The 22203-nt window shown below is 35.7% G+C and carries 11 protein-coding genes and 1 tRNA gene; 3 read left to right on the forward strand and 9 right to left on the reverse strand.

Annotated elements, in window-relative coordinates:
• Positions 1–33 precede the first annotated feature (33 nt).
• Both VBZ51_RS03825 and VBZ51_RS03830 read left to right on the forward strand, forming a co-directional pair.
• Positions 34–107 (forward strand) — tRNA-Asp (locus tag VBZ51_RS03825).
• A 629-nt stretch (positions 108–736) separates the two neighbouring features.
• Positions 737–2653 carry a hypothetical protein gene (locus tag VBZ51_RS03830; RefSeq protein WP_416576110.1) on the forward strand — a complete coding sequence of 639 codons (1917 nt, stop codon included), beginning with the start codon at positions 737–739 and terminating at the stop codon, positions 2651–2653.
• Between the two features lie 454 nt (positions 2654–3107).
• Here VBZ51_RS03830 and VBZ51_RS03835 read toward each other — a convergent pair whose 3' ends face one another.
• Positions 3108–3851, reverse strand: coding sequence for a WecB/TagA/CpsF family glycosyltransferase (locus VBZ51_RS03835; RefSeq protein ID WP_416576111.1), 744 nt, complete (start codon positions 3849–3851; stop codon positions 3108–3110).
• Positions 3852–4353: 502 nt separating this feature from the next.
• On the opposite strand from VBZ51_RS03835, the gene VBZ51_RS03840 reads away from it, so the two are divergent.
• Positions 4354–5748, forward strand: coding sequence for a right-handed parallel beta-helix repeat-containing protein (locus tag VBZ51_RS03840; RefSeq protein ID WP_416576112.1), 1395 nt, complete (start codon positions 4354–4356; stop codon positions 5746–5748).
• A 44-nt stretch (positions 5749–5792) separates the two neighbouring features.
• Here VBZ51_RS03840 and VBZ51_RS03845 read toward each other — a convergent pair whose 3' ends face one another.
• The 8 genes from VBZ51_RS03845 to VBZ51_RS03880 form a co-directional block, all read right to left on the reverse strand.
• Positions 5793–6728, reverse strand: coding sequence for a nucleotide-diphospho-sugar transferase (locus VBZ51_RS03845; protein ID WP_416576113.1), 936 nt, complete (start codon positions 6726–6728; stop codon positions 5793–5795).
• The gene (locus VBZ51_RS03850) at positions 6725–7615 is read right to left on the reverse strand and encodes a glycosyltransferase family 2 protein (protein WP_099190060.1); all 891 of its coding nucleotides are present in this window, start codon (positions 7613–7615) and stop codon (positions 6725–6727) included. The genes VBZ51_RS03845 and VBZ51_RS03850 overlap by 4 nt, the downstream gene beginning before the upstream one ends.
• A gap of 19 nt (positions 7616–7634) precedes the next feature.
• Complete coding sequence (locus VBZ51_RS03855; protein WP_416576114.1) at positions 7635–9002, reverse strand: lipopolysaccharide biosynthesis protein; 1368 nt, start codon at positions 9000–9002, stop codon at positions 7635–7637.
• Positions 9002–10264, reverse strand: coding sequence for a hypothetical protein (locus tag VBZ51_RS03860; protein ID WP_416576115.1), 1263 nt, complete (start codon positions 10262–10264; stop codon positions 9002–9004). The genes VBZ51_RS03855 and VBZ51_RS03860 overlap by 1 nt, the downstream gene beginning before the upstream one ends.
• Before the next feature lie 36 nt (positions 10265–10300).
• Positions 10301–12619, reverse strand: coding sequence for a GumC family protein (locus tag VBZ51_RS03865; protein ID WP_416576116.1), 2319 nt, complete (start codon positions 12617–12619; stop codon positions 10301–10303).
• Positions 12620–12697: 78 nt separating this feature from the next.
• Positions 12698–13486, reverse strand: a complete 789-nt coding sequence (locus VBZ51_RS03870; protein WP_083365600.1) for a polysaccharide biosynthesis/export family protein — start codon at positions 13484–13486, stop codon at positions 12698–12700.
• A gap of 201 nt (positions 13487–13687) precedes the next feature.
• A complete protein-coding gene (locus VBZ51_RS03875) occupies positions 13688–14380 on the reverse strand; it encodes a 4'-phosphopantetheinyl transferase family protein (protein ID WP_416576117.1) in 693 nt (230 codons plus the stop codon).
• A gap of 39 nt (positions 14381–14419) precedes the next feature.
• Positions 14420–21787, reverse strand: coding sequence for an amino acid adenylation domain-containing protein (locus tag VBZ51_RS03880; protein ID WP_416576118.1), 7368 nt, complete (start codon positions 21785–21787; stop codon positions 14420–14422).
• Positions 21788–22203: the final 416 nt, after the last annotated feature.

Below are 22203 nucleotides of genomic sequence, written 5' to 3' on the forward strand. Positions count from 1 at the left end.
ATGCGGTGTATATTTGCACTCGCTAAACGCCACGGTCTGGTAGTTCAGTTGGTTAGAATACCTGCCTGTCACGCAGGGGGTCGCGGGTTCGAGTCCCGTCCAGACCGCAAAAACAAATCCTAATTAGTTACTAATAACTAGTTAGGATTTTTGTGTTTATAGCGTGTACGGTATTTGTACGGTAACACTTTTCCTAGCTAAAATTACACTCATATTTATTTCTACAAGCTGTCCGTCCTTAGAGACAAGATGATACAATTGGTAATTTTAAATATTCGATTATATCGGAGGCTATTCACAATTATCCAAGATTAGATATTCTATTGACCATCAACAGAAACTCCAAATTGTAAAAAAATCTACCTTATGTTATCGCAAGTATGTTTGTTAAGCAGAGAAATTTTCTAAAACTTAGCCGTCCGCGGGGCAAGCAATAATCTCTGTAGGACCTAATCGAAACGGGCATCCGGATGGTAAGTATATTAATTTGCTAAGATTATTAAACCAATATTCTCAAAACTAAACAAATAACATATGTCATTGATTTATGATTGCACTACATGAAAATAAAAAAAATTTTCGTTTTAATTACATGTAAAAAGTAGCTAACCCCTTCCTGTGTTAAAAAGAAATAATACGTAGAGAGCAAAACATGTTGTGAATACCCGTGATTATGTTTTTAAAAGCAATGAAATTATATTTTCGTCGTTAAACCAATTTAACAAACAATCAAATTATGCTTAAAAAACCTATTGCACTTTTTTTATTGATCTTGTCTTTTTTAGGATGTTCTAAAAATGAATCCGATGATTCGCCTAAAATTCCAGAAGAGGAGGTTTTGAGTGATGCCAAAGAGATTCTTTCATTTAAAATAAGTATTGACAATGAAGATTATACGGCGGCAATCAGGAACGACAGTATCTTTTATACTTTTCCTTCTACCACGGATTTAACTGCTTTGGCACCGATAATCACTTATTCCGAATTGGCGGATATAGATCCAGCTTCGGAAGAAACGGTAGATTTTACAAGTCCGGTTAAATATACGGTAACAGCTGAGGACGAATCCCAAAAGGAATATACGGCCGTATTGGACAAATCTGATTCCGAAAATGAAATTACATTGGTAACTTTTGAGAATTCGGGTAGTTATAGCACAGGTTTTTACGGGCAAAATCCGGCAGATATAGATACATTGTACTACACGTTCACCTTTGCCGATATAACAGATTTAACAGCACAGATCGAGGTTTCTGAAGGATCTACTTTGGAGCCTGATCCCGCCGGAATAACTGATTATTCTTCTCCGGTCAAATATACAGTGACAGGAGCCGATGGTTCAACAAATGAGATTCTTGTTTTGGCTAAGAATCGGCTACTTCAAGAAGTGAGAATAGATGGTTTTGTTTCAAGTGAATTTGCTGATGTGCCTTTAGGAGGCGATATAACGTTCGAGGTGAATGAACTCACACCTTATCGCGATAGTATCCAAGTACGGTTGTTCAGTGATTTGGAGTCCTTTGACCTTGAGGTAAAGAGTATTAATGAAGAAACCAATGAAATAACGGCAACCCTACCCGAATCCTATACAAATAACAGATTTGCACTTGAAGTTTCGATAGCAAGTGAAAATACCGATGAATCTGACGGATTTAGGTTACTTAAAGGAAAATCGAATTTCACAAGGGTAGTAACCCCTTATAACGATGGCAATCCAATACCTGTTGAGAAAGCAATATGGCCGGGACATATTTTTGATTTGTTTGTATATATAAAGGATGATGCTGTGGATGATCATGAATTTTTCCTTTTAAAGGGTGGGGTCTATTATGAATTGATTAAAAAAGATGAGTATAATACATCCATTACATCAGGGGTTAGGGTTGAGATGCCGGAACTTCCAAATGTATTGCCGGCAGAAGGTACCGATTTTAAATTGGTCATACGAAATGCCGATGGGGATGAAGTATTTGATTTTGTCAATAGCGAAGGAAACAAAATAGAGGTTGTTTTTGCCAAGGAACCGGTAGTTAATTCTATAAGTACTACTTCGGTGCGCAAAGATGGAACTTTTAAAATATTGGGGGAAAATTTGTTTAATGGTCCAGTTATTGGTTATACCAACTCAAACTTTTTAAGGGAAAGAAGTAATGTGTTGCTAAGTGATGGTATGGGTAATTACTATTATGTTTATAGTGAAGAAGTAGATGCTAACGGAAACCTTATCGTTGATCTTTCATCTCGCCAATACATGCCAACGGGAACCTATAACGTGGCTTATTCCAGTAACTATACGATCTATCCCTTAGAATACATCGGTTATAGCATTACTATTACACAACTGCCTTCAGAGCACCCAACTTTAGAGGTTGCTGAGTCTAAGCTATATAGCGATAGCAATGCTACTTCTGCAAAACAGATTCTTTTGACTTTCAATGAAGATATTGGGGATTATACTATAAAAAGAATCGTAACAGGTAAAAATGAAAATGTTGTTGTAGAGAATTATTTCACTTATCCCACCACGGTATTAACAGGGGCTTTATCCAATGAAGATTATGCCTTAACGGTGAATGATCGCGACGGTTATGTTGTGGTAGAGGATAATGGCGTTGAGTATAAAATCTATTTTACTATGCAACTAGAGGATTAAAATAAATTGAGTAAATATATCAATGCCCCATATATATGGGGCATTTTTTGTTTCTGTTCTTTTGAGTACGTGATAAACTAAAAAGAGTCCGATCAATCAAGACCGTACTCTTTTATGCATATTTTTTATAATCAATAAGCCAACTTTTAAATTTCTTAAATACAGACATATTAATTTCAGACACTTTATAATTCTTTCCATCTGAAAATTCAGGATATTCCAAGATAATTCAAGTCAGGTCCAGACCGCAAAAAGCACTCAAGAAATTGAGAGCTTTTTTTGTTAAAGCCTTTTCTTAAGTTTTATGACTCACCACAAATAAATAACACGAATTGTAGCAGTAATAATTTTACTCCATTTAAACCAACATAACGAACTACTAGTAATAAAGACACATAAAAACTTACAACTACAAGCGATGAATATACTTTATATATATTATATGTTTACTACCTCATGATACTTTAGAGAACTTAGCATCTACAAGGTGTTTTGCAAAGACCACTCCATAGAACAAATACCGTTTAGACATACGCTTAGGTTCTTTTATCAGTCGTCCAAACCATTCCAGACCAAAACTTCTCCAAATCTTTCCCGGCCTGTCTACTGTACCAGCGTAAAAATCAAAAACAGCGCCAATACAGCAGATAACTTTAACGTTAAGTTGATCTTTATGTGCATAACTCCATTTCTCCTGTTTGGGAGCAGTCATACCAACAAACAGCACATCAGGGTTAAAACTATTAACCGCCTCGATCATTCTTAGATTCTCTTCTTCGGTAAATTGTGCTTTAAAAGGTGGTGAATAACTTCCAAATATTACATTTGGATATTCATTTTTAAGTCGTTTCTCTATTTTAGCTAAAGTTTCATTTGATGCCCCTAAATAAAAACACGATCCATTTATTTCATTTAATCGCTTTAATTGAAACTCATGAAAATCTGCTCCTGCTATTTTTTTAATTGAAGTACCATTTAACCATTTAGCCGCTAATGTAATACCAATACCATCGGGCAGAATAACATCACTACCCAACAACGCTTTTTTAAATTCAGCGTCTTCTTCAGCTATACAATAAGAGTATTGATTGATTGTATTTACCAATAATTTAGATTTTAATGGTAAATTATCAAGTGAAGAATTGTAAATAGGATAACCAAGGCATAATACCTTTGAGTCAACTTCAGTAAGCATCATAAATTTCTAAAAAAGCCCTAATTATAATTTTATTCACCCTAAACATGTACGTAATGTTCGCATCAATCTTCAACAACAATTATAATTGTACCGGGAGTTAATGGTTGTTCAGACAAATATATTTATTTGGCATGCAACCACAGATTACTTCTGTTAACGTGTAGTAAATTATAGTTATAGCGCAGCTTAAAACATATGCCCTTACACTATCAAAAAAAACAATTACCAAACTTGTAGTATTATTCAAACAACTATTGTAAGTCGGTAATCCGAATAAATTTTTAACTTTTATTATACAAGTTGAGGACTGCATTTTACATTATAAAATTTATCTTAGCATTCTTAATCATTTAAGAATTAACACATAAGGGATTCCAAATTTTTATTCTGCTTATATTTCCCCCAAATCATATTCTGAATAACAATTTTAAAAGACCAAATTGCTCTTATAGAAATTTTAATGGCTTTCAATTATAAAGACATTAATGAATACTTAAGAATTATGATAAGACCTACTTCATTAAAAAACACATTGTTCTTTTTTACAACCCTCCTAGTATTTACATGTCTATTTGAATCTTGTGCCTCTGAAAAAGACCATGTAGAAGATGGGAATACCACGCATGAACAATCAGAAGAGCCCAAAATCATCACTTTTAGTTTTTTAACTACAGACAATAATGGCTTAACCACCAATATTGCTGCAACCCTTGATGAAGAAACAAAAACTATCTACGTTGAGCTTGATCCATTAGTTTTAAACATAGACCAACTAATACCTACCATTACCTTATCATCTGGATCTACGGTTAGCCCTATATCAAAATCTGAACAAGATTTTAGCCATGAAGTTACCTATACGGTTACTGCAGAAAACGGCACAACAACTGTTTATAAAGTTGTACCGAGTATCATAGGAAATATTTGTACTTCTAATCTAATAGATTCCGGTCCTATTGTAGTAAGTACGAATAACCAACGCATAGAAAACCTTTATATTAGAACATCTAATCAACATGGTATTGAGATCAACAACCATACAGGTGTGGTAGTCTCTAATTGTATTATTGAATACACCGGGGCTTACATGGGAATAAAGTTCACCAGTGCCGATAACCTGACCATAAAAAACTGTTATATAAAATATACCAATGCGCCATCTAGCGGTCCATTAGCCGATTCTGAAAGAAACTGTATTGAAGGTATAGGTTCGCAAAATATTGTAATTGCGAATGTTAAATTAGAAGACGGTTCAACGGGCATACGGTTGAACCAATGTGATGATTCGGTTTTAAGATATATTGAAGGCCATAATATGAGAGGTCCTTTCCCTAGGGGACAATTAGTACAATACGATAAATGCGCCGGTGGGCTTTTGGAAAATTTCTCCGTGATCAATGATCGTGAAGTGGCTTGGACAGAAGACAATATAAGTATCTACAAAAGTGGCGGGCAACAGATCAAAAAAGGATTGATCGTTGGCAATAACAGCCCTACTGGTGTTGGTGTGTTATTTGAAGATCAAAATACCGAAGGTGCACGAGGTGGTTACGGCGGACTTGTAGAAGATGTAGATTTTTTGGAAATGGGTAATGGTGTGGTCTCCTCTGTGGAAGGCTCTAAAAATGTGAGTTTTACAAGAATACGAGCCAAACAAATCATTTGTGGCGATTTAGGACAAAACAGGGGAAAATCTACCTCTAACTCATTAATATTCGGTGCTTTTGGCACTACGGCAAATACCGGTGGAAATAGTATAAATGATTGTATCGTTTATAATTCCTGTAACCCCACCAATATTGTTTGGCCAGAACACAATTTTGATGTTATTGACTATAGAACAGATATTGATTTTGAACCTAGAAACCCTATTGTGCTTAATTTCAACTGTGATTAAGGTGGTAATGGCAATTAGACATGTTCAAGGAAAATACCACTACATTACCCTTCAGTAGCATACCCGGGAATTCTTAGAAAGCCCAGTATTTTTCTGCGTACTATAGTGTCTTTAAAAAAATATTTAAAATACCTTCTATCTGCCTTTATATCCCTAATAATAAACTTAGGATGCGCTAACGGAAAATCTATTTCCTGTGCTTCATTATATTGCCTAGCATCATTGGCACTAACGGTATGTGTAGCATCTTCACCAAACCCAACATTTTTGATCATATTTTGGTTTGGTATTATTGACAAGCCAGAGTTGACCAGTTTTGTATAGTCCCACTGATAGTCCCACCAAGAGACTTCTTTAGCATTGATCGTTTTTTCTATTTTACTAAGTCGATATTTCCTTTCGATGATGTTTGAAAAGTAATTGTCAAAATAGCCTTTCTTTTTAAGTTCTGGAAAGCTTGAACATTCATAATCATAGTTTTTCCAGGCTCTTCGCCAACTTGCCCAACCCCACTCATGACTAAAATAAGAGAAGTAATACGAATAATCTGAATCTGAGATATACCCATTCTGAAAGTTAGAGCCCCCAATATGCATAATCTGGTTATTGTCTCTATATCTTTCCAATAATTCTGAACAAAACTTGAAAAAACTCAAAGACGGCAAACAATCATCTTCTAGAATAATGCCTTCTTCCTCATTTTCAAAAAACCAATCTATAGCAGTTTTAGGTCCTAATCCACAACCTACATTTTCTTCCCTGAACAGCGTTTTAACTTCACAATCCCAATCTACTAAATCTACAATTGCCCTAGTTTCTTTGCATTTTTGATCATCCTTACCGTTTCTACGTGGACCATCTGCCGCAACATAGAGTTTTGCTGGCTGGGCTTTCCGTATCATTTCAAAAACCCTTTTCGCCTGTTCTGGTCTATTAAAAATGATAAATAGTACCGGTGCTTGTGCTGTTGCTGTTTTCATTTTAAATAGTCTTCATTTTTAAACAATTGCCAAATGATGGGAAATAAGGTTTTACCCCACAACAGTAAGAATGCCTGTGGTAGGTGAAACGGAAAATGCACCTTAATAAACTTTAAATATTCTTTATACGATAAGCCTGTAGGGCTATATAAATATGCTATTCTTTGTTTTAAATTACTTTTTTGACTTAACCAATTTACCCCATGATCATTTTTACAATAACCACAATAAGCACTGGCAACATAGGTGAAAATACCGTTGTCCAAAGCTTTTAAGGTGTAATCAAAATCTGCAATACCGTGCGTATAGGTTTCCGTTAAAGAACCGATAACTTCGTAGACTTCATGAGGTACCAGCATGATATTGGCATTGCCCATTTCGCACTTCTGCGGAAATTTATCATTAGGCAATACCATTTTACTCTTAAATGATAGTTTGTTTAAAATTTTATGTCCGCCATAAGAAACCTTCTTAGTATCTGGATCTAAGGTAGGCCCCACGATGATACTTTTAGGTTCGTTTACCTCTTCTAAGTCACTTAACAGCCTGGTCAGTGTATCCTTAAAAACAATGGTATCATCATTTAAGAGTAAATAATAATCTGAATGCCTGTCATTATCACGAGCCGCTTTCCAAGCCGTACGCATGCCACCTGCCCAAAATAAACTACCTGATCCCTGTATGATATGAAGGTTTTTGAAATTACCCTGAAGGTATTCCGTAGTACCATCTGTACTACCATCATCTACCAAGTAGATTTTTAAATAGTAACTATCATCATCTAAATCACAGTTTAAAAGCGCCTCTAAACAGCTATACGTTTTCATCTTACGATTATGGCACGTAAGTAAAACCGTTATTAATTTCTTTTCTTTAGTTGACATCATCTCTAAACTTTTTCAACTGTTAAGCTGATAACTTTCTGTTTTTTCTCATTTCTACATACACTTGGTACGGTGCAACAATTAACCCATTGACATTAGTTACCACAATTGCCATACAGATACCAAAAATTCCATAACCCATTTCTACCGATAGGAAATAAGCTATTGGTACAAAAAATAGGATTACAAAAATGGAAATATAGAATTGTAAATTGACCTTACCCATGCCGTTCAACACACTTATAAATATTTCTGAAAAGCAATTTGACAGCACTATTAGAACAACACCCAATGAGGTTATAAACGGTATGGTTATAATATCACCGATCCATAAGTTATAGATGGTAGGCGCCAATAATAATCCAATGATACATCCTACGGCAATTACGCTCCAAATGAGCAATAGCTTTTTTATCAATTTTGTAATCCACGTGTAATCATTGTTTACCTGGGCATTGGTAACAGAACTCCACACCGGACTCAATATGATACCAAATATTAAAGAAGCAACGCTAAACAGCTTAAAAGCAATATTGAACTCGGTTACCTTTTCTGGTCTAAAGTATTTACTGATCAAAAAATTACTGGTTTGAAACTGCACCATATAGGCAATGTTCAAAAAGAAAAATTTGATTCCTAGAGAAAAGATAGACCCTAAGGTATCTACCGTAGGCTTTTCTATTTTCTGTATTAAATCCGGTCTTTGTACTACAAAGAAATATGCGGTAAAGAGAAATATAGAAAGTACATTACTACCCATGACCACAAAACCTAAATTAAATAAAGAAGGCTCAGAAAATTCCCTTAAATACAGAATACCAATTAAGCCAAGCACATTGCCCAATAAGATAGTTCTCGCAATCATTGCAGGCTTTTGCAGGGCAAATTGGATAGGATTATATATTTGAAAAATAAACTGTAAGCTAAAAAAGGATATCAAAAGAAAAACCAACTGTTGCAGTTCTGAACGGTAAGATGCATCTACTCCTAAAAATTCATCCCATTTTAACTGATCTGTAAATATGACATTTAAGATAAATATGATGGTAGAGATCAATATTAATACGGCTGCAGTGGTATGAACCAATTTTCGCTGCTCTTTGATATCATCCAGAGCTACGGCTTCTGAAAATTTATTGCGTAGACCGTTACCAAAGCCAATATCCAACAAGGTAAACCATGTTAACACAGAACTAAGCGTTAACCAAATACCGTATCGTTCAGCGTTGACAAAATTTATAACCAAAGGAACAAACAAAAAGTTTATAGCCGTACCCAAGCCTCTTAAAATCAATGAAAAAAAAACATTCTTAATCAACAGATTAGTCCTAGAATTTCCTTGAAAATAAGACTGTATGATTACCTTAATGGAGTTAAACCTTTTGATCATTATATTGTGTTAGGTCTTTTTAATGGTAGGTACTTTGACCTATAATCAAATGACAAAGCTGTAAAATCTTGTTTTTTAAATGTGGGCAAAAATATAAATATGACACAAATAGGTAGCATTAGTATGGGTTCACCAAAGCTTAATATCAGTAAAATTAATATGGAATAACATACGTATTCGGTTTTTCTTAAATACCCCCAGCATAACTTACCATATCTATAGAGTAAAACCATAAGTCCAACCAAACCGAACTTAGTTACAAAGTCCATAATACCGTTAGAAATATTAACATTAAACTCATTAATATAGTACTCATCATATTGATTACTGACCCCTAAAAAAAGTTTCCAGTTAAACTGTTCGTAAAGAAAAATTACACTTGCAAAACGGTTTAAGGGTATTTGCCTTTCCACATCTTCATAATACACCGATAATTGCTCCAGCTCTTTTAAATCACGTATATCTTGCTCATAAATCTCAACCACCTTCTCCCCTAAAAAAGGTACGTTGGGTATGGCCAATGCAAATATGACCGCAAAAATTATGATGGTAATCTTACTGCCCCTGCTCAATACACGATACCGAAGAAAATACAATATAAACGCACCTAAATATGCCGTGGTAGATACCGTTGTTAAAATGGTTAAAGTAATTATCAATGCCTCTTTGTTCAGTTTAAAATCATTGATTAAAAAATTGAACATTAATGCCAATGTCAAAAACGAACCAAAAGCGCCAGGCTCCCAACAAAATCCGGAATTTCTATAGTAATGGATATCATCAAAAGTGAAAAACACAAAATTGGTATATCTAAAAGAGCCGTCATCTACCGTTAAACTTTCGAATGTAGTACCTATTGCCTTTACAATTGCGCCATTTTGAAACAATTGAATACTATAAAACACCAGGGAGACTATGGCTAAATGCGAAATTACCTTTACCAAATAATACAAAGCCTTTTCTCGTAGTATCACACAAAACAAATAGGCCGTAAATGCAAATTTGAAAAAATAGAATACATCGCTTGTAAAATAATCCGCAGGTAGTTTATTCAGTTTGAATCGAACGGTGATATATAGAAAGTACACTGCCAGGCAAGTCAAGAAATACTGAATATCGCGCTTTTTAACCTTCTTCAATCGAAACGCAACGATGATCATAAATACCTCAAGCCCGAACCAAGCCGAATTATAACCAACTAAAAAATTGGCTTTAGAAGAAAACAATAAGAAAAGTAAAACTACAATGTAATATATATTCATTTCCGTTTTGTCTTGTGCAAATACTTATAGATGAAACTATTTAATAAAACCTACATCGTTAAAAACAACCATTGGATTTTTAAACTTCTTATTACGCTTAGCTTCTTCCAAGATTGCCAGATCATCTAAATGGGTGTAATTCTCACGTACCATAAAAACACAACAATCCGAATATTTAGAAAGGGCAAGCGTATCTGCCAGTGTGCCAATTGGGGCGGAGTCTATGACAATATAATCGAAGTCATTTCTTAACTGCTCCATAAACTGAACCATTTGCACCGAATTAAAAGATTCCAATCCGTCTACTTTTTCGGAACCCAACCCTATGGCAAACAAATTGTCATTGTTATTTACCGGCACCAACAAGTCGTTGATAGAAATAGTACGTGTACCTGGTGACAGGTAATTTGAAATACCAATTTCTGAATTAACAGCTCCCAATGTCCCCATTAATTCTGGATTGTGCTTATCTAGTTCTAAAATCACGACTTTAGAGTTTGAAGAAGCCAGTGCCACCCCAATATTTGAAGAAAAGAAAGTTTTTCCCTCCCCTTCTTGGGCAGAAGTAACCAAAATAGTTTGCATCTTCTTTTTAGGTAGATGAAAACTCATATTCATACGCATCATTCTAAAATCTTGAGCCAATCTACTACTCTCCTCTCCCTTTTCAATAAGATTCTTACCTAATGCATTATGTGTTATTTCACCTATTAAAGGCACACTAATTCTTTTCTGAACATCTTTCTTATCGGCAACTTTAGTATTTAATCCATCCTTTAAATGAACAATACCTACAGGAACGGCAAGACCCAATAACAGGGATACCAACATGAAAAGTTTTTTACTGGGAGATTTTGACTCAAAATCAGTAATAGCCTTATCGATTACGGTAAAGTTATCTTGCCTAACACCAACCATTAAAGCCGCCTCTTCCCTCTTTTGTAATAAGTACAAAAACAAGTTTTCTTTAATACCCTGCTCTCTACTAATTTCCAATAATTGCCTTTGCATAGATGGTATTCTTTGCTTTTTGGCTGCAAATTGATTGGACCTACTTCTAATACTACCTATAGTACTTCTTAAACTTTGCCTAGATGTAGAAAGGCTACCAAGAATATTTCCTTTCAGCTGCTGTAACTGATCCCTAATATCGATCATACGCGGGTTGTTCTCAGGAACCGTTCTTTGCAGACTTTTGCGCTCTATCTGTAATCTATTATAATTATCTATTAAATACACCAGATTAGGGCTTGATACACTTAAAGAATTTAAAGTAGATTCATTATCCCCATTTCTTAAATTACGGTCTATAGCACTTAAAACTTTTAGTTCTATTTCAGCTTCGGTCAGTTTTCTACTATAATCTATTTCTTGCTCAGAAAATGAATTTGCATCGAACTCTACATTAGCCAGTTCATTTTCTGTTTTGAACTGGGCAACATTTTTTTCTACCTCATTAAGCTCTACAGATAATGCATTTAAACGCTCATCAATAAACTTTACGTTATTTAAAGCCATGGCATTTTTCTCTTGATATGCCTTTATACCATATATCTCAACCAATGTATTTATGATATCCTCGCCTTTCTGAGGATTTTGCTCTTTTAAAACAATGTTGATAACAGAAGCATCTTTATTGATTACATACACACTCAATGCTTTTTTCACATAATCATGTGCCATTTCATCTATATCCCTAAATTCCAGTAAAAATTCAGTACTCTTTACGTTGGACTTTTCATTGGGCACAATCTTAAAAGTTCCATACGGTTTTTCAATCTTATAACCATAATTATATCTATTGTAGCCATAACTTGAGCTAATAGAACTTGCTGCATCTAAGTCACCTTCAAAATCTTGCGATATACTAAAACTATCTTTTCCTTCTAACTTGATTTTAATAGAAGTATCATAAGCCGATGGATATAAGGTGTCTACAACAATTTTAAATGGCAACTCTGAACCATACAATTCCGTTTCAGAAAAAGTCTCTGGAGTACTAACTTTACATTGCAAGGACAAACTATCTAAAACAGAACGCATTAAATGCACAGAAGTCAACACCTCAATTTCATTGTTAACCCGCTCTGAGTTACTAAACGGATTATTGCTGACCATGTTATTACCAGAGGCATCTATATTAGATGTTTCATTTTTCAATAAGATCTTACTTGAAACCTCATATGAGGTGTTTATGAACTGCAGGGCAAGAGCTGTCAAGCCAATAAAAATCAGAAGAAACAATAGAAATAGTTTCCATGATTTCAGGTATTTGCACAACAATGCCTTTACATCAAAATTTTCTTCATTATCAGAAGAAGATAGCCTTGAGTCAAAATATTCCTTTTCAGTCATTGTATTCAATTTATCGGGATAAATAAGCCTGACTATGAACAGTCCTTAGCTTAAGAATTTTTTAATTGTATGGATTGATTAAAAGCTGGCAATAGAAATTACCGCCAATGACAACGAACCTAATATTACCGAGAACCATTGCGTAGCATTAGAAGTATTTCTAACCTTTCTATCATTTGGTTGTACGTAAACAATATCATTTGGTTGTAGGTAATAGTTTGGTGAAGTAAATAATTCATCTGAAGTAAGATCTATTCTTCTAGTACTTTTAATACCGTCTTCCTCACTTATTAATAACACATTATTTCTTTGGGCATAAATAGTCATATCGCCCGCCATACCCAAAGCTTCTAGAAGTGTAACTTTTTCATTTGGTATGGTAAAAACCGCAGGTTGATTTACTTCTCCTAAAACAGAAACTTTAAAGTTCATAAATCGTATATCAACTATTGGCTCCATCAACAATCTTTTAGATATCAACTCTTCTCTTATGTATTCTCTCAGTTCTTTCTTTGTAAGACCGGCTACCGCTATTTTACCCAAAACCGGGAATCTTATAAATCCATCTTGATCGATCAAATAACCAGGAGTTTGTATACCGCCTACGTTATTGGCAATATTGAACATCTCGGTAACCTCAGCATTTAAACTGGTAATATTGATACTCAACAAATCATTCTTTTGCAAAATGGGCTCTAAGGGCTCATAATATGATGCAAATGTATTATTACCTACTTCATTGAAATAAGATGATTTTTTAGCGCTACCACATGATGTCAATTGCAATGCCACAACAAGCAACATTGAAATTTTCAGCAAATAAGATTTAGTGTTGTGAAAGTTAATTGGGGAAATACTAGTTTTCATAAATTAATTGTTTGCAGCTTATAGTTACTGTAAATGGTGAACATCAAAATTAATTGAAAGAGAAAATTGAACGACATTAATTCCGACATCCTAGTTTATATAATCGTCGTAATTAAGATAACAGGGCATTTTACCCATTGTTAGCAGAAAATTTTAAAAGTAATTAGGCACTTTATCGTATTTACATGGTCTTACAACAATTCACCGAATAGTTTTGAATAAATTGGAACCCATAAAATCCGCTATTTTTTCTGGGCTTACATGAGTAATCTCCGTACTGGAAAATTCATTTAAATGCTGTGTAGCAATATGGCATTTATATTCTGCAGTAAGATCAATTTCTTCTAAGTAAAATACTTCTTCACCTATTGTAGATGATCCGTCAATAATTTCAATAGAATCCAAAGCTACATTCAAACCGGTTCCATAAGCTTTTAAAACTGCTTCCTTCTGTGTCCAAAATTCAAAAAACTTTTCTTGCACATGTAAAGAACCAACCATATTGTCATATTCCGATTTTGAGAATTGTAATCTAAAATCATTTATATCTACATTACTTATTTTCTCTACATCTACACCTATACCTCCATGAGACGTAAATGCACAAACTATAAAATCATTTGAATGGGAAATGTTAAACTGAACCTCAGAATTTTCTAAAAAAGGTCTTTTATCTTTAGAATATTCAATGGCAATATCATCGGCATTAATGCTATAGAATTTTTGCAAACCATATGCCAACAACAGTCTGCCTAAAATAGTAGACTTAGCATCTTGCCATCTTTTATATTTCGAATATTTAAGCACAAATTCTTCAGAAAACTTCTCTTGTGCCTGCGCAAAGAAAATTTCATTGTCAATAGGTGTTAAGCTAGTACATAAAAGATGTGTCATCTAAACAGGTAAACAATATTCCCAAACCATTCTATATCTCTAAATATCAATTTTCAAATAGCCATTTTCTTTTGTGGCATCTGCTACGTACCATGCTGGCTGCCCATTCTCATCTCTACCTAAACGAGCACCTGGCACAGGTGGCGTGTTCAACCTCTCAAAAGAATTTTGCATTGTAACGGCATGCCCATTGGTTTCCTTTTTTAATATCCCAACAGTTACCAATTCATCAATGGCGTCTAAAAGTGTTTTCTTCAAAAAGTCCACATCCTCATTGGTATATGCCGTTGTTAAAAAACAAGGGAAGCCATCCCAAATATGTATCCCTTTCTCGCGCATAATTACAAACAGTAATTCTGAATACGGAATTTCTTTCTTAAACTTTATCCTCCATAAAGACCCAAAATAATTGATCTCTAATGGCAGGCCGTTTTTAGCAAAATTTTCATTTAAACTAACCACCATTTGTTCTGTCATGGCAGAAACATTTGCCTGCAAACTTGGTCCTTGTTCTTTCATATGGAGCAAAGCCGCCTTCGCAGAGGCTAATGCCAAAGGATGGCGAACAAAAGTACCGGCAAAATAAGTAACCCCAACTTCTGGGTAAGAATCATCTCCATACTGCCAAAAGCCACCATCAAGTGCATCCATATATTCTTTTTTACCCAATATAGCACCGATGGATACACCACCACCTATGACCTTACCATAGGTTGCAATATCCGCCTTAACATCAAAAAGGGCCTGGGCACCACCCGGATGCATTCTAAAACCGGTAATAACCTCATCAAAAATAAATGGTATTTCTTCGGCTGCAGTTATCTCCCTTACTTGCTTTATAAATTCTATGGGTTGAAATTCCGGTCTACGGCTCTGTACCGGTTCTACAAGAACGGCCGCCACTTCATGTGCTCTATCTTTAATAATCTGCAAGCTTTCCTCAGTACCGTAATCAAGAATCAACATATTTTGAACCGCTTCTGGCAATATTCCTGCTGCAGCCGGAAAAGTTTTCTTTTTCTGGGTTCCCCTTACGATACCCTCATCATTAATTCCGTGGTAAGACCCCGTAAAAGCAATAATAAGCGAACGCCCGGTTACGGTACGTGCAATCCTCATGGCACCCAATACAGCTTCTGACCCTGTATTACATAAAGCAGCCCTGTCATGACCTGTAAACTCTAAAAGTAAATCACACACTTCACCAGCCAACGGATGTTGCGGCCCAACCTCATATCCTAGATCCACTTGTTTGTGCATTGCCTCTTTAATAAAATCTGGCTGGTACCCAAAGAAACACGAACCAAACCCGTTCAAAGCATCTATATACCGGTTGCCGTCTAGGTCCCAAAGTCTATTTCCCTGAGATTTACCGATCACTATGGGATATACCAAATCTTTGGTCAACGGTTTAAAACCCGACACCACTCTTGGATCTGCCATTTTTGCCCTGTGATTCTGAGCATAATTTTTACTGCCAATGGTTTTCTTGTTATATCTAGCAGTCAATTCATTTAAGTATTGAGACTGAGCTTGATCTAAACCGGTTATTTGCTTTTCTATTCTTGGTGAAGCTCCAAACGGTTTTTTATGTTCTTGTTTTTCCTGTTCCGTACGTATATCCGTACTACTTGCGCCATTGACCTTTTCTGGTTGTTGAGGAGCACTTGGCACAACACTTGGTTGTACAGTAGCTACCGAACCACCTTGTAAAAGCTGTAATTGCTTGCTAAGCAGTTGAAGTTGCTCCCCAATTAGACCAATAGCCGTTTGGTTACCAGCAGCAGTAGCATATTGGGCTGCGTTATTTTCTTGAACCTGATGTACTGCAACTGTAGGCTGTTGAACCACTTGTGGTTGTGGTTTTAGAACTTCTTCAGGTAAATTAGCATCTAAATAGCTTGCTAAAAGTTCTGGTGTATTAATATCCTCATTAAGCTGTCTAAATGTAATTGGAATTTTAAATTCTCTCTTACAAGTAATAGCCATTTGAGTAAGGATAAGGGAATCTAACCCTAGTTCTAAAAAGCTTAGATTTTTGTCATTGGCTTCAATTTCAATACCATAATTGTTTGAAACTAACTCCGAAATTTTATTTAAAATGGTCACGTTTCTCATTGGTGTAACGCTTTTTGGTTTTTCTGTTAAGCTTTGTATTGTTGGGTTGGTATGAACACTAGTTCTTTCAATTTTTGATTGAGTGACAATAGGGTCTATCCAACATGGTTTTCGGTCAAACACATAGGTAGGCAATCTTAATCTATGTCTGCCCTGTTTGTCATAAAAACTAGTCCAATCTATGGTTATACCAGTTAACCATAATTGTCCTAAGGCATTAAGTATACCGTGGTAATTACTTTCATTGGTTTTAGGCACCGGTAATGAAGCTATAGACTTAATTTTTCTTGCTTCTTTGTTCTGACGACTTAGCGTAGTAAGAGTATTACCCGGACCTACTTCTAACAATACCACATCTTCTAATTTCACCAGGGTGTCCATAGCATTAGAAAATTTTACGGTATCGCGTAAATGATTGGTCCAATATATGGGATCCAGGGCCTCCTCATTGGTCAGCCAAGTACCTGTTACCGTAGATACTATGGGTATCTGTGGAATCTTTAAATCGATATTTTCAACAATAGCGCCGAACTCCTCTAAAATAGGGTTCATCATTGCGGAATGAAAAGCATGGCTTGTAGCAATTAATTTATAAGGCAGGTTTTCTTCCTTAAGTACCTCTGCAAATTTTTTAATTTCACCATCCTCACCAGAAACTACACAAAGTTTATGGGAATTAACAGCGGCTACAGATAAGGTTTTTGGCAATATTTTATGGAGCGATTCTTCATCTATACGAACGGTGAGCATACTACCCTTAGGAAGTGTACTTACCAAAATACCCCTCATGGAAACTAGTTTTAATGCATCTTCCAAGCTAAAAACGCCAGCCAGATGAGCTCCAACAAACTCCCCTAAACTATGACCGCAAATTACGGTTGGTTGAATTCCCCAACTGATCCATAATTGAGATAATGCATATTCTATGGTAAACAACGCCGGTTGTGTAAACCGTGTATCGCGAAGCTTATTTTCCGCTTCCTCGTTTAAAGATTCCGGGAAAATTATTTTTCTGATATCCAACTTTAGGGTGTCCAGCAACAAGTTGGCACAATTATCCACAGCATCTTTAAATACACCTTCGCTACTATACAACTCCTTGCCCATGTTCAAAAACTGGGAACCTTGCCCTGGAAATAAGAACGCCACTTCATTAGGAACTGCCCTAACTACTGACGATTGTGCTGTTTTATTATCTTTATCAAACAGTACATCTGAAGCCTCTTTAGTGTTCGATGCCAATATAAACCTTCTAGTACCAAAACTAGTTTTAGTAGTACTCAACGTATAAGCCACATCTGCTAAATTCTCCTCTTCACCAGCATCAAAATGAGCTTTCAAGGCACTTTCATAACCCTCTAAACTTGTATTCGTTTTTGCGGAAATAGGTAAAAGCTGTACCGGTCTTTGTTCCACAGGCTCTTTTACCTTCATCTCATATTCTTCTAATACCACGTGTACATTGGTTCCGCCAACGCCAAAAGAACTTACCCCGGCTCTTCTAGGGCCTTCTACGTCCCATGAAGCCAAAGTATTGTTTACATAAAACGGACTATTATCAAAATCTATTACCGGGTTAGGTTTTTCATACCCTAAAGAAGGTGGTATTTGTTTATGGTTAAAGGCCAATATCGTTTTAATCAAACCAGTTACACCTGCCGCAGCGGTAAGGTGGCCCATATTACTTTTTACCGAACCTAGTCCACAATAGTTTTTCTTGGGTTGCTCTCCAAAGGCAAGATTGAGTCCGTCCATCTCAATAGGATCTCCTAAAGGCGTGGCCGTACCATGAGCCTCTACATAGCTAATGGTTGCAGGTGAAATACCGGCATCATTAATAGCGCTCCTAATAGCGTTGGCCTGCCCTTCTGCGCTAGGAGCCGTAAAGCTACCCTTGCCACCGCCATCATTGTTAATACCTACACCCTTAATCACTCCATATATAAAATCCCCATCCTTTTTAGCTTCCTCCAAGTCCTTTAAAACAACCACTCCTGCACCATCGCTGAACACGGTTCCTTTTGCTTGAGAATCAAATGGCCTACAATGACCGTCAGTACTGAGCATTGATCCTTCTTGATACAAATGGCCACTATTAATTGGTGCCGTTATACTGGAGCCCCCAGCGAGAGCAACCTCACAATGTCCATTTCTAATAGCTTCGACCGCTTCGGCAATAGCCAGCAAAGATGTGGAGCATGCGGATTGTACACTTACCGCCGGACCTTTTAGATCTAAATGATAAGCCGTTCTTGATGATATATAGTCCTTTTCATTTACCGTATCCAGTTGTAGCTGACCAACGGACTCTATCAATTCATGGTTCGGTAAAATGTTCTTTTTATAATACGTATTGGTACCCGTACCGGCATAGACCCCAACCCTACCGTTATAATGTTCCGGAAGATGACCAGACTCTTCAAGTGCTTCCCATGCAAGCTCTAAAAACAAACGTTGCTGAGGATCCATGGCGGCCGCATGTTTAGGCGTTAAGCCAAAGAAACGTGCATCGAACATTTTAACAGAAGGCACTACACCTCTTGCAGCTACGTACAAGCTATCATTTCTTAAGGTTTCAGGAATACTTTGATCCAATTCTTCTTTGGTGAAAAATGAAATAGTTTCCTTTCCATTTTTTAAGACCTCCCAAAATTCATCAATATTCTTGGCACCAGGAAATCTGCCCGTCATACCAATAACGGCAACATCGTTAGATGAAGCATTATTTTTCTCTTTTCGCTTATTGGATAATATAGCTGGTTCTTTGTCGCCCTCTATAAAATTCACAAGTGCTGCAATGGTCGTATGTTGATAGAGCTTGGTTACCGGAATTCTCTTATTCAGGGTTTTCATAATGGCATTTACGACTTTTTGTGCCATAAGCGAGGTACCGCCCATTTCAAAAAAGTTATCATCAACACCAATACCCGAAAGTTTTAATTCCTTTTCCCAAATAGCAGCTATACTCTTCTCTACCTTGGTACGTGGTTTTTTAAAGATCACATCTGAATTTGACCTAAGATACCCAGGAGCCGGTAGCTTTTCCTTATCAATTTTCCCATTGGAGTTTGTAGAAAACTCATCTACCCACATTAAAAAAGTGGGGACCATAAATTCTGGCAACTTATTGATAAGCGCTAGTCTAATACCGGTCATTTCAGGTTTCTCACCAACAGCCTGCATATATGCTACCAATCTGGTTTCACCTTCCTCATTTGTATTTGGCAACACTACAGTACGTGCAATACCATCTAAAGCATTTATGGTAGATTCTATTTCCCCCAATTCTATACGGTGTCCGCGAATTTTAACTTGATGGTCAATTCTGCCAATATATTCTAGAGTACCATTTGAAAGTCTTCTTACCAAATCTCCTGAGCGATACATTTTTTGCCCAGGTTCAAACGGATTCGCAATAAACTTTTCACTGGTCAATTCCGGTCTATTCAAATAACCTCTTGCCAATCCATGACCTGAAATGCACAGTTCACCTATAACCCCTACAGGTTGTAACTGGTTTTTGGTATTCACCACATGTGAAGTTAACGATGACACACAATTACCAATATTGGAAACATTGGTTCTTACATCCTCATCATCAATGATTTTAAATGTTGTAAATATGGTAGTTTCGGTAATACCATAGCCGTTTACGAATTGAATACCCGGAAATTTACGGTACCATTTTTCTAAATATTTTGGAAACAATGCCTCACCACCAAAAATGACGTATCGCAATTTCAGATCGATATCACCTGAAGGTAAGCTACCCATGATATTTAAAAATGATGATGGTGTTTGGTTCAGAATGGTCACCTTTTCTTTTATGAGCAAGGACATAAATTCAAAAGGATCCTTAATCACTTCACTGGAAGGAATTATCAATTTACCCCCAAACAACAACGCTCCGTAAATCTCCCAAACAGAAAAATCAAAACAGTACGAATGGAACATGGTCCAAACATCGTTCTCATTAAAATCATAGAAAGGATCATCGTTAACAAATAAACTAACGATATTTCTATGTTCTAACATGACACCTTTAGGGTTACCTGTAGTTCCTGAAGTGTAAATGATATAAATCAAGTCGTTAGGCAATAGCACTACACCTGTTAATGGGGCAGTTGTAAAACTAGCCTTAGTTGCCTTGAACTCTTCAATTGCTGCGGCATCTACCGTTATATTGCAATTGCTATCGTTTTTAATATATTCTTTGCGTTTTTCCGGGTAGTTTGGGTCAACAGGCACGTATGCGGCACCAGTTTTCATAATCCCCATCATACCAATAATTAGCCATTCACTCCTATCTAGAATCAAACATGCCAGGTCCCTTGGTTTAACCCCTTTCTTTTGAATTAAATAATTTGCAAATTGATTGGACAGCTCATCTAACTCCCTGTACGTTAATGTATGCTCCTCAAAGGCTACAGCTATACGATCTGGAGTTTTTAGAGCTTGCTCCTTAAACAAATCAACCACGGTTTTATCCGTTGGATAGTCTACGGTAGGTGTATTGAATTCATTTAATAATATATCACGCTCCTTTTCTAGAAGAAAATCTATACTTCCTATTTCAGAAGTTGAATTTTTCATTAATGGAGAAATGATGCTCATATAATGCATCATAAACTGTTCAATAAAACTATTTTCAAATACCGCATCATTATATACGACATCTAACCTAATAGTATCAGCATTAATCTCAAGATTAATTTCCAAATTAGATTTGACATGGACTTCACTTATCCTTTTAATCTCATTGAATGTATCAATATCATTAGAGACAGAAGTATCATCAGTTTTTATAGCGTTAATGGAAAGCACGACATCTTGTAGTGCATTGTGACCATTGGTATTGATTAAATTAAAATCTGCCAATAGCTCTTCAGAAGGATAAAAATTTTCTTGATTTAGCGATAACCTTTCAGTAGTGTCTTTATTTACCCTATTAAAGTTAAATTCAGCCTCAATGGTATTTCTAAATAAAGATAGATTTTGATCTAACAATAGTCCAAAAGCAATATCGTTCTGATTTGTATACCTATGAAAGAGTACAGCTAATGCAGAAATTGCAAAAGTCGTTATTTCATTAGGGGAAGAAGTATTTGATTTCAAATAACCAGACAACTGTTCAGAAAAATAAGTACGCAACAAAACCCCTTTTGAAGCGGTATCGTTTACTTTTAAATTTCTATTGGGCAAGTCAAGCAATTTTATGTCGTCTGACAATAAATTTTCCCAATAGATTTTAGCGCTACTGGAAACAGCCCCTTTATTTTTGGCATTCATATCTTACTTAATGCTATAATTATCAACTAAGTTCAAGTACTTTTCAAATTGCAAATGCCCAAAACATACTGCATGGATTATTGAATAGGTTAAAAGAAAATTGTTTTGTGCTAAAAGCTTAAACAAGCATACCTATTTTTATAAAATATTTGAATGTATCATTGAACATTATAATAGTAGTAAAATTAGTGAATCTATTGTATAAATAAGATTTCAGCTAACGGCAATCAATGAACAATTTCAATCAAAATTAGATTGCAAATAATTGATTATCAATTAATTAAAAAATTATACATCATCTATAACTGAAACATAAATTATTTCATTCCTATAATTTCATCGAATAAAAAAAGACGTTCTTCGATATACAATTTCACTCAAATATGACTAGGTAGATGAACTGTGTTATATTTAAG

Source organism: Maribacter sp. HS (assembly GCF_048059195.1).
GTDB lineage: Bacteria > Bacteroidota > Bacteroidia > Flavobacteriales > Flavobacteriaceae > Maribacter > Maribacter dokdonensis.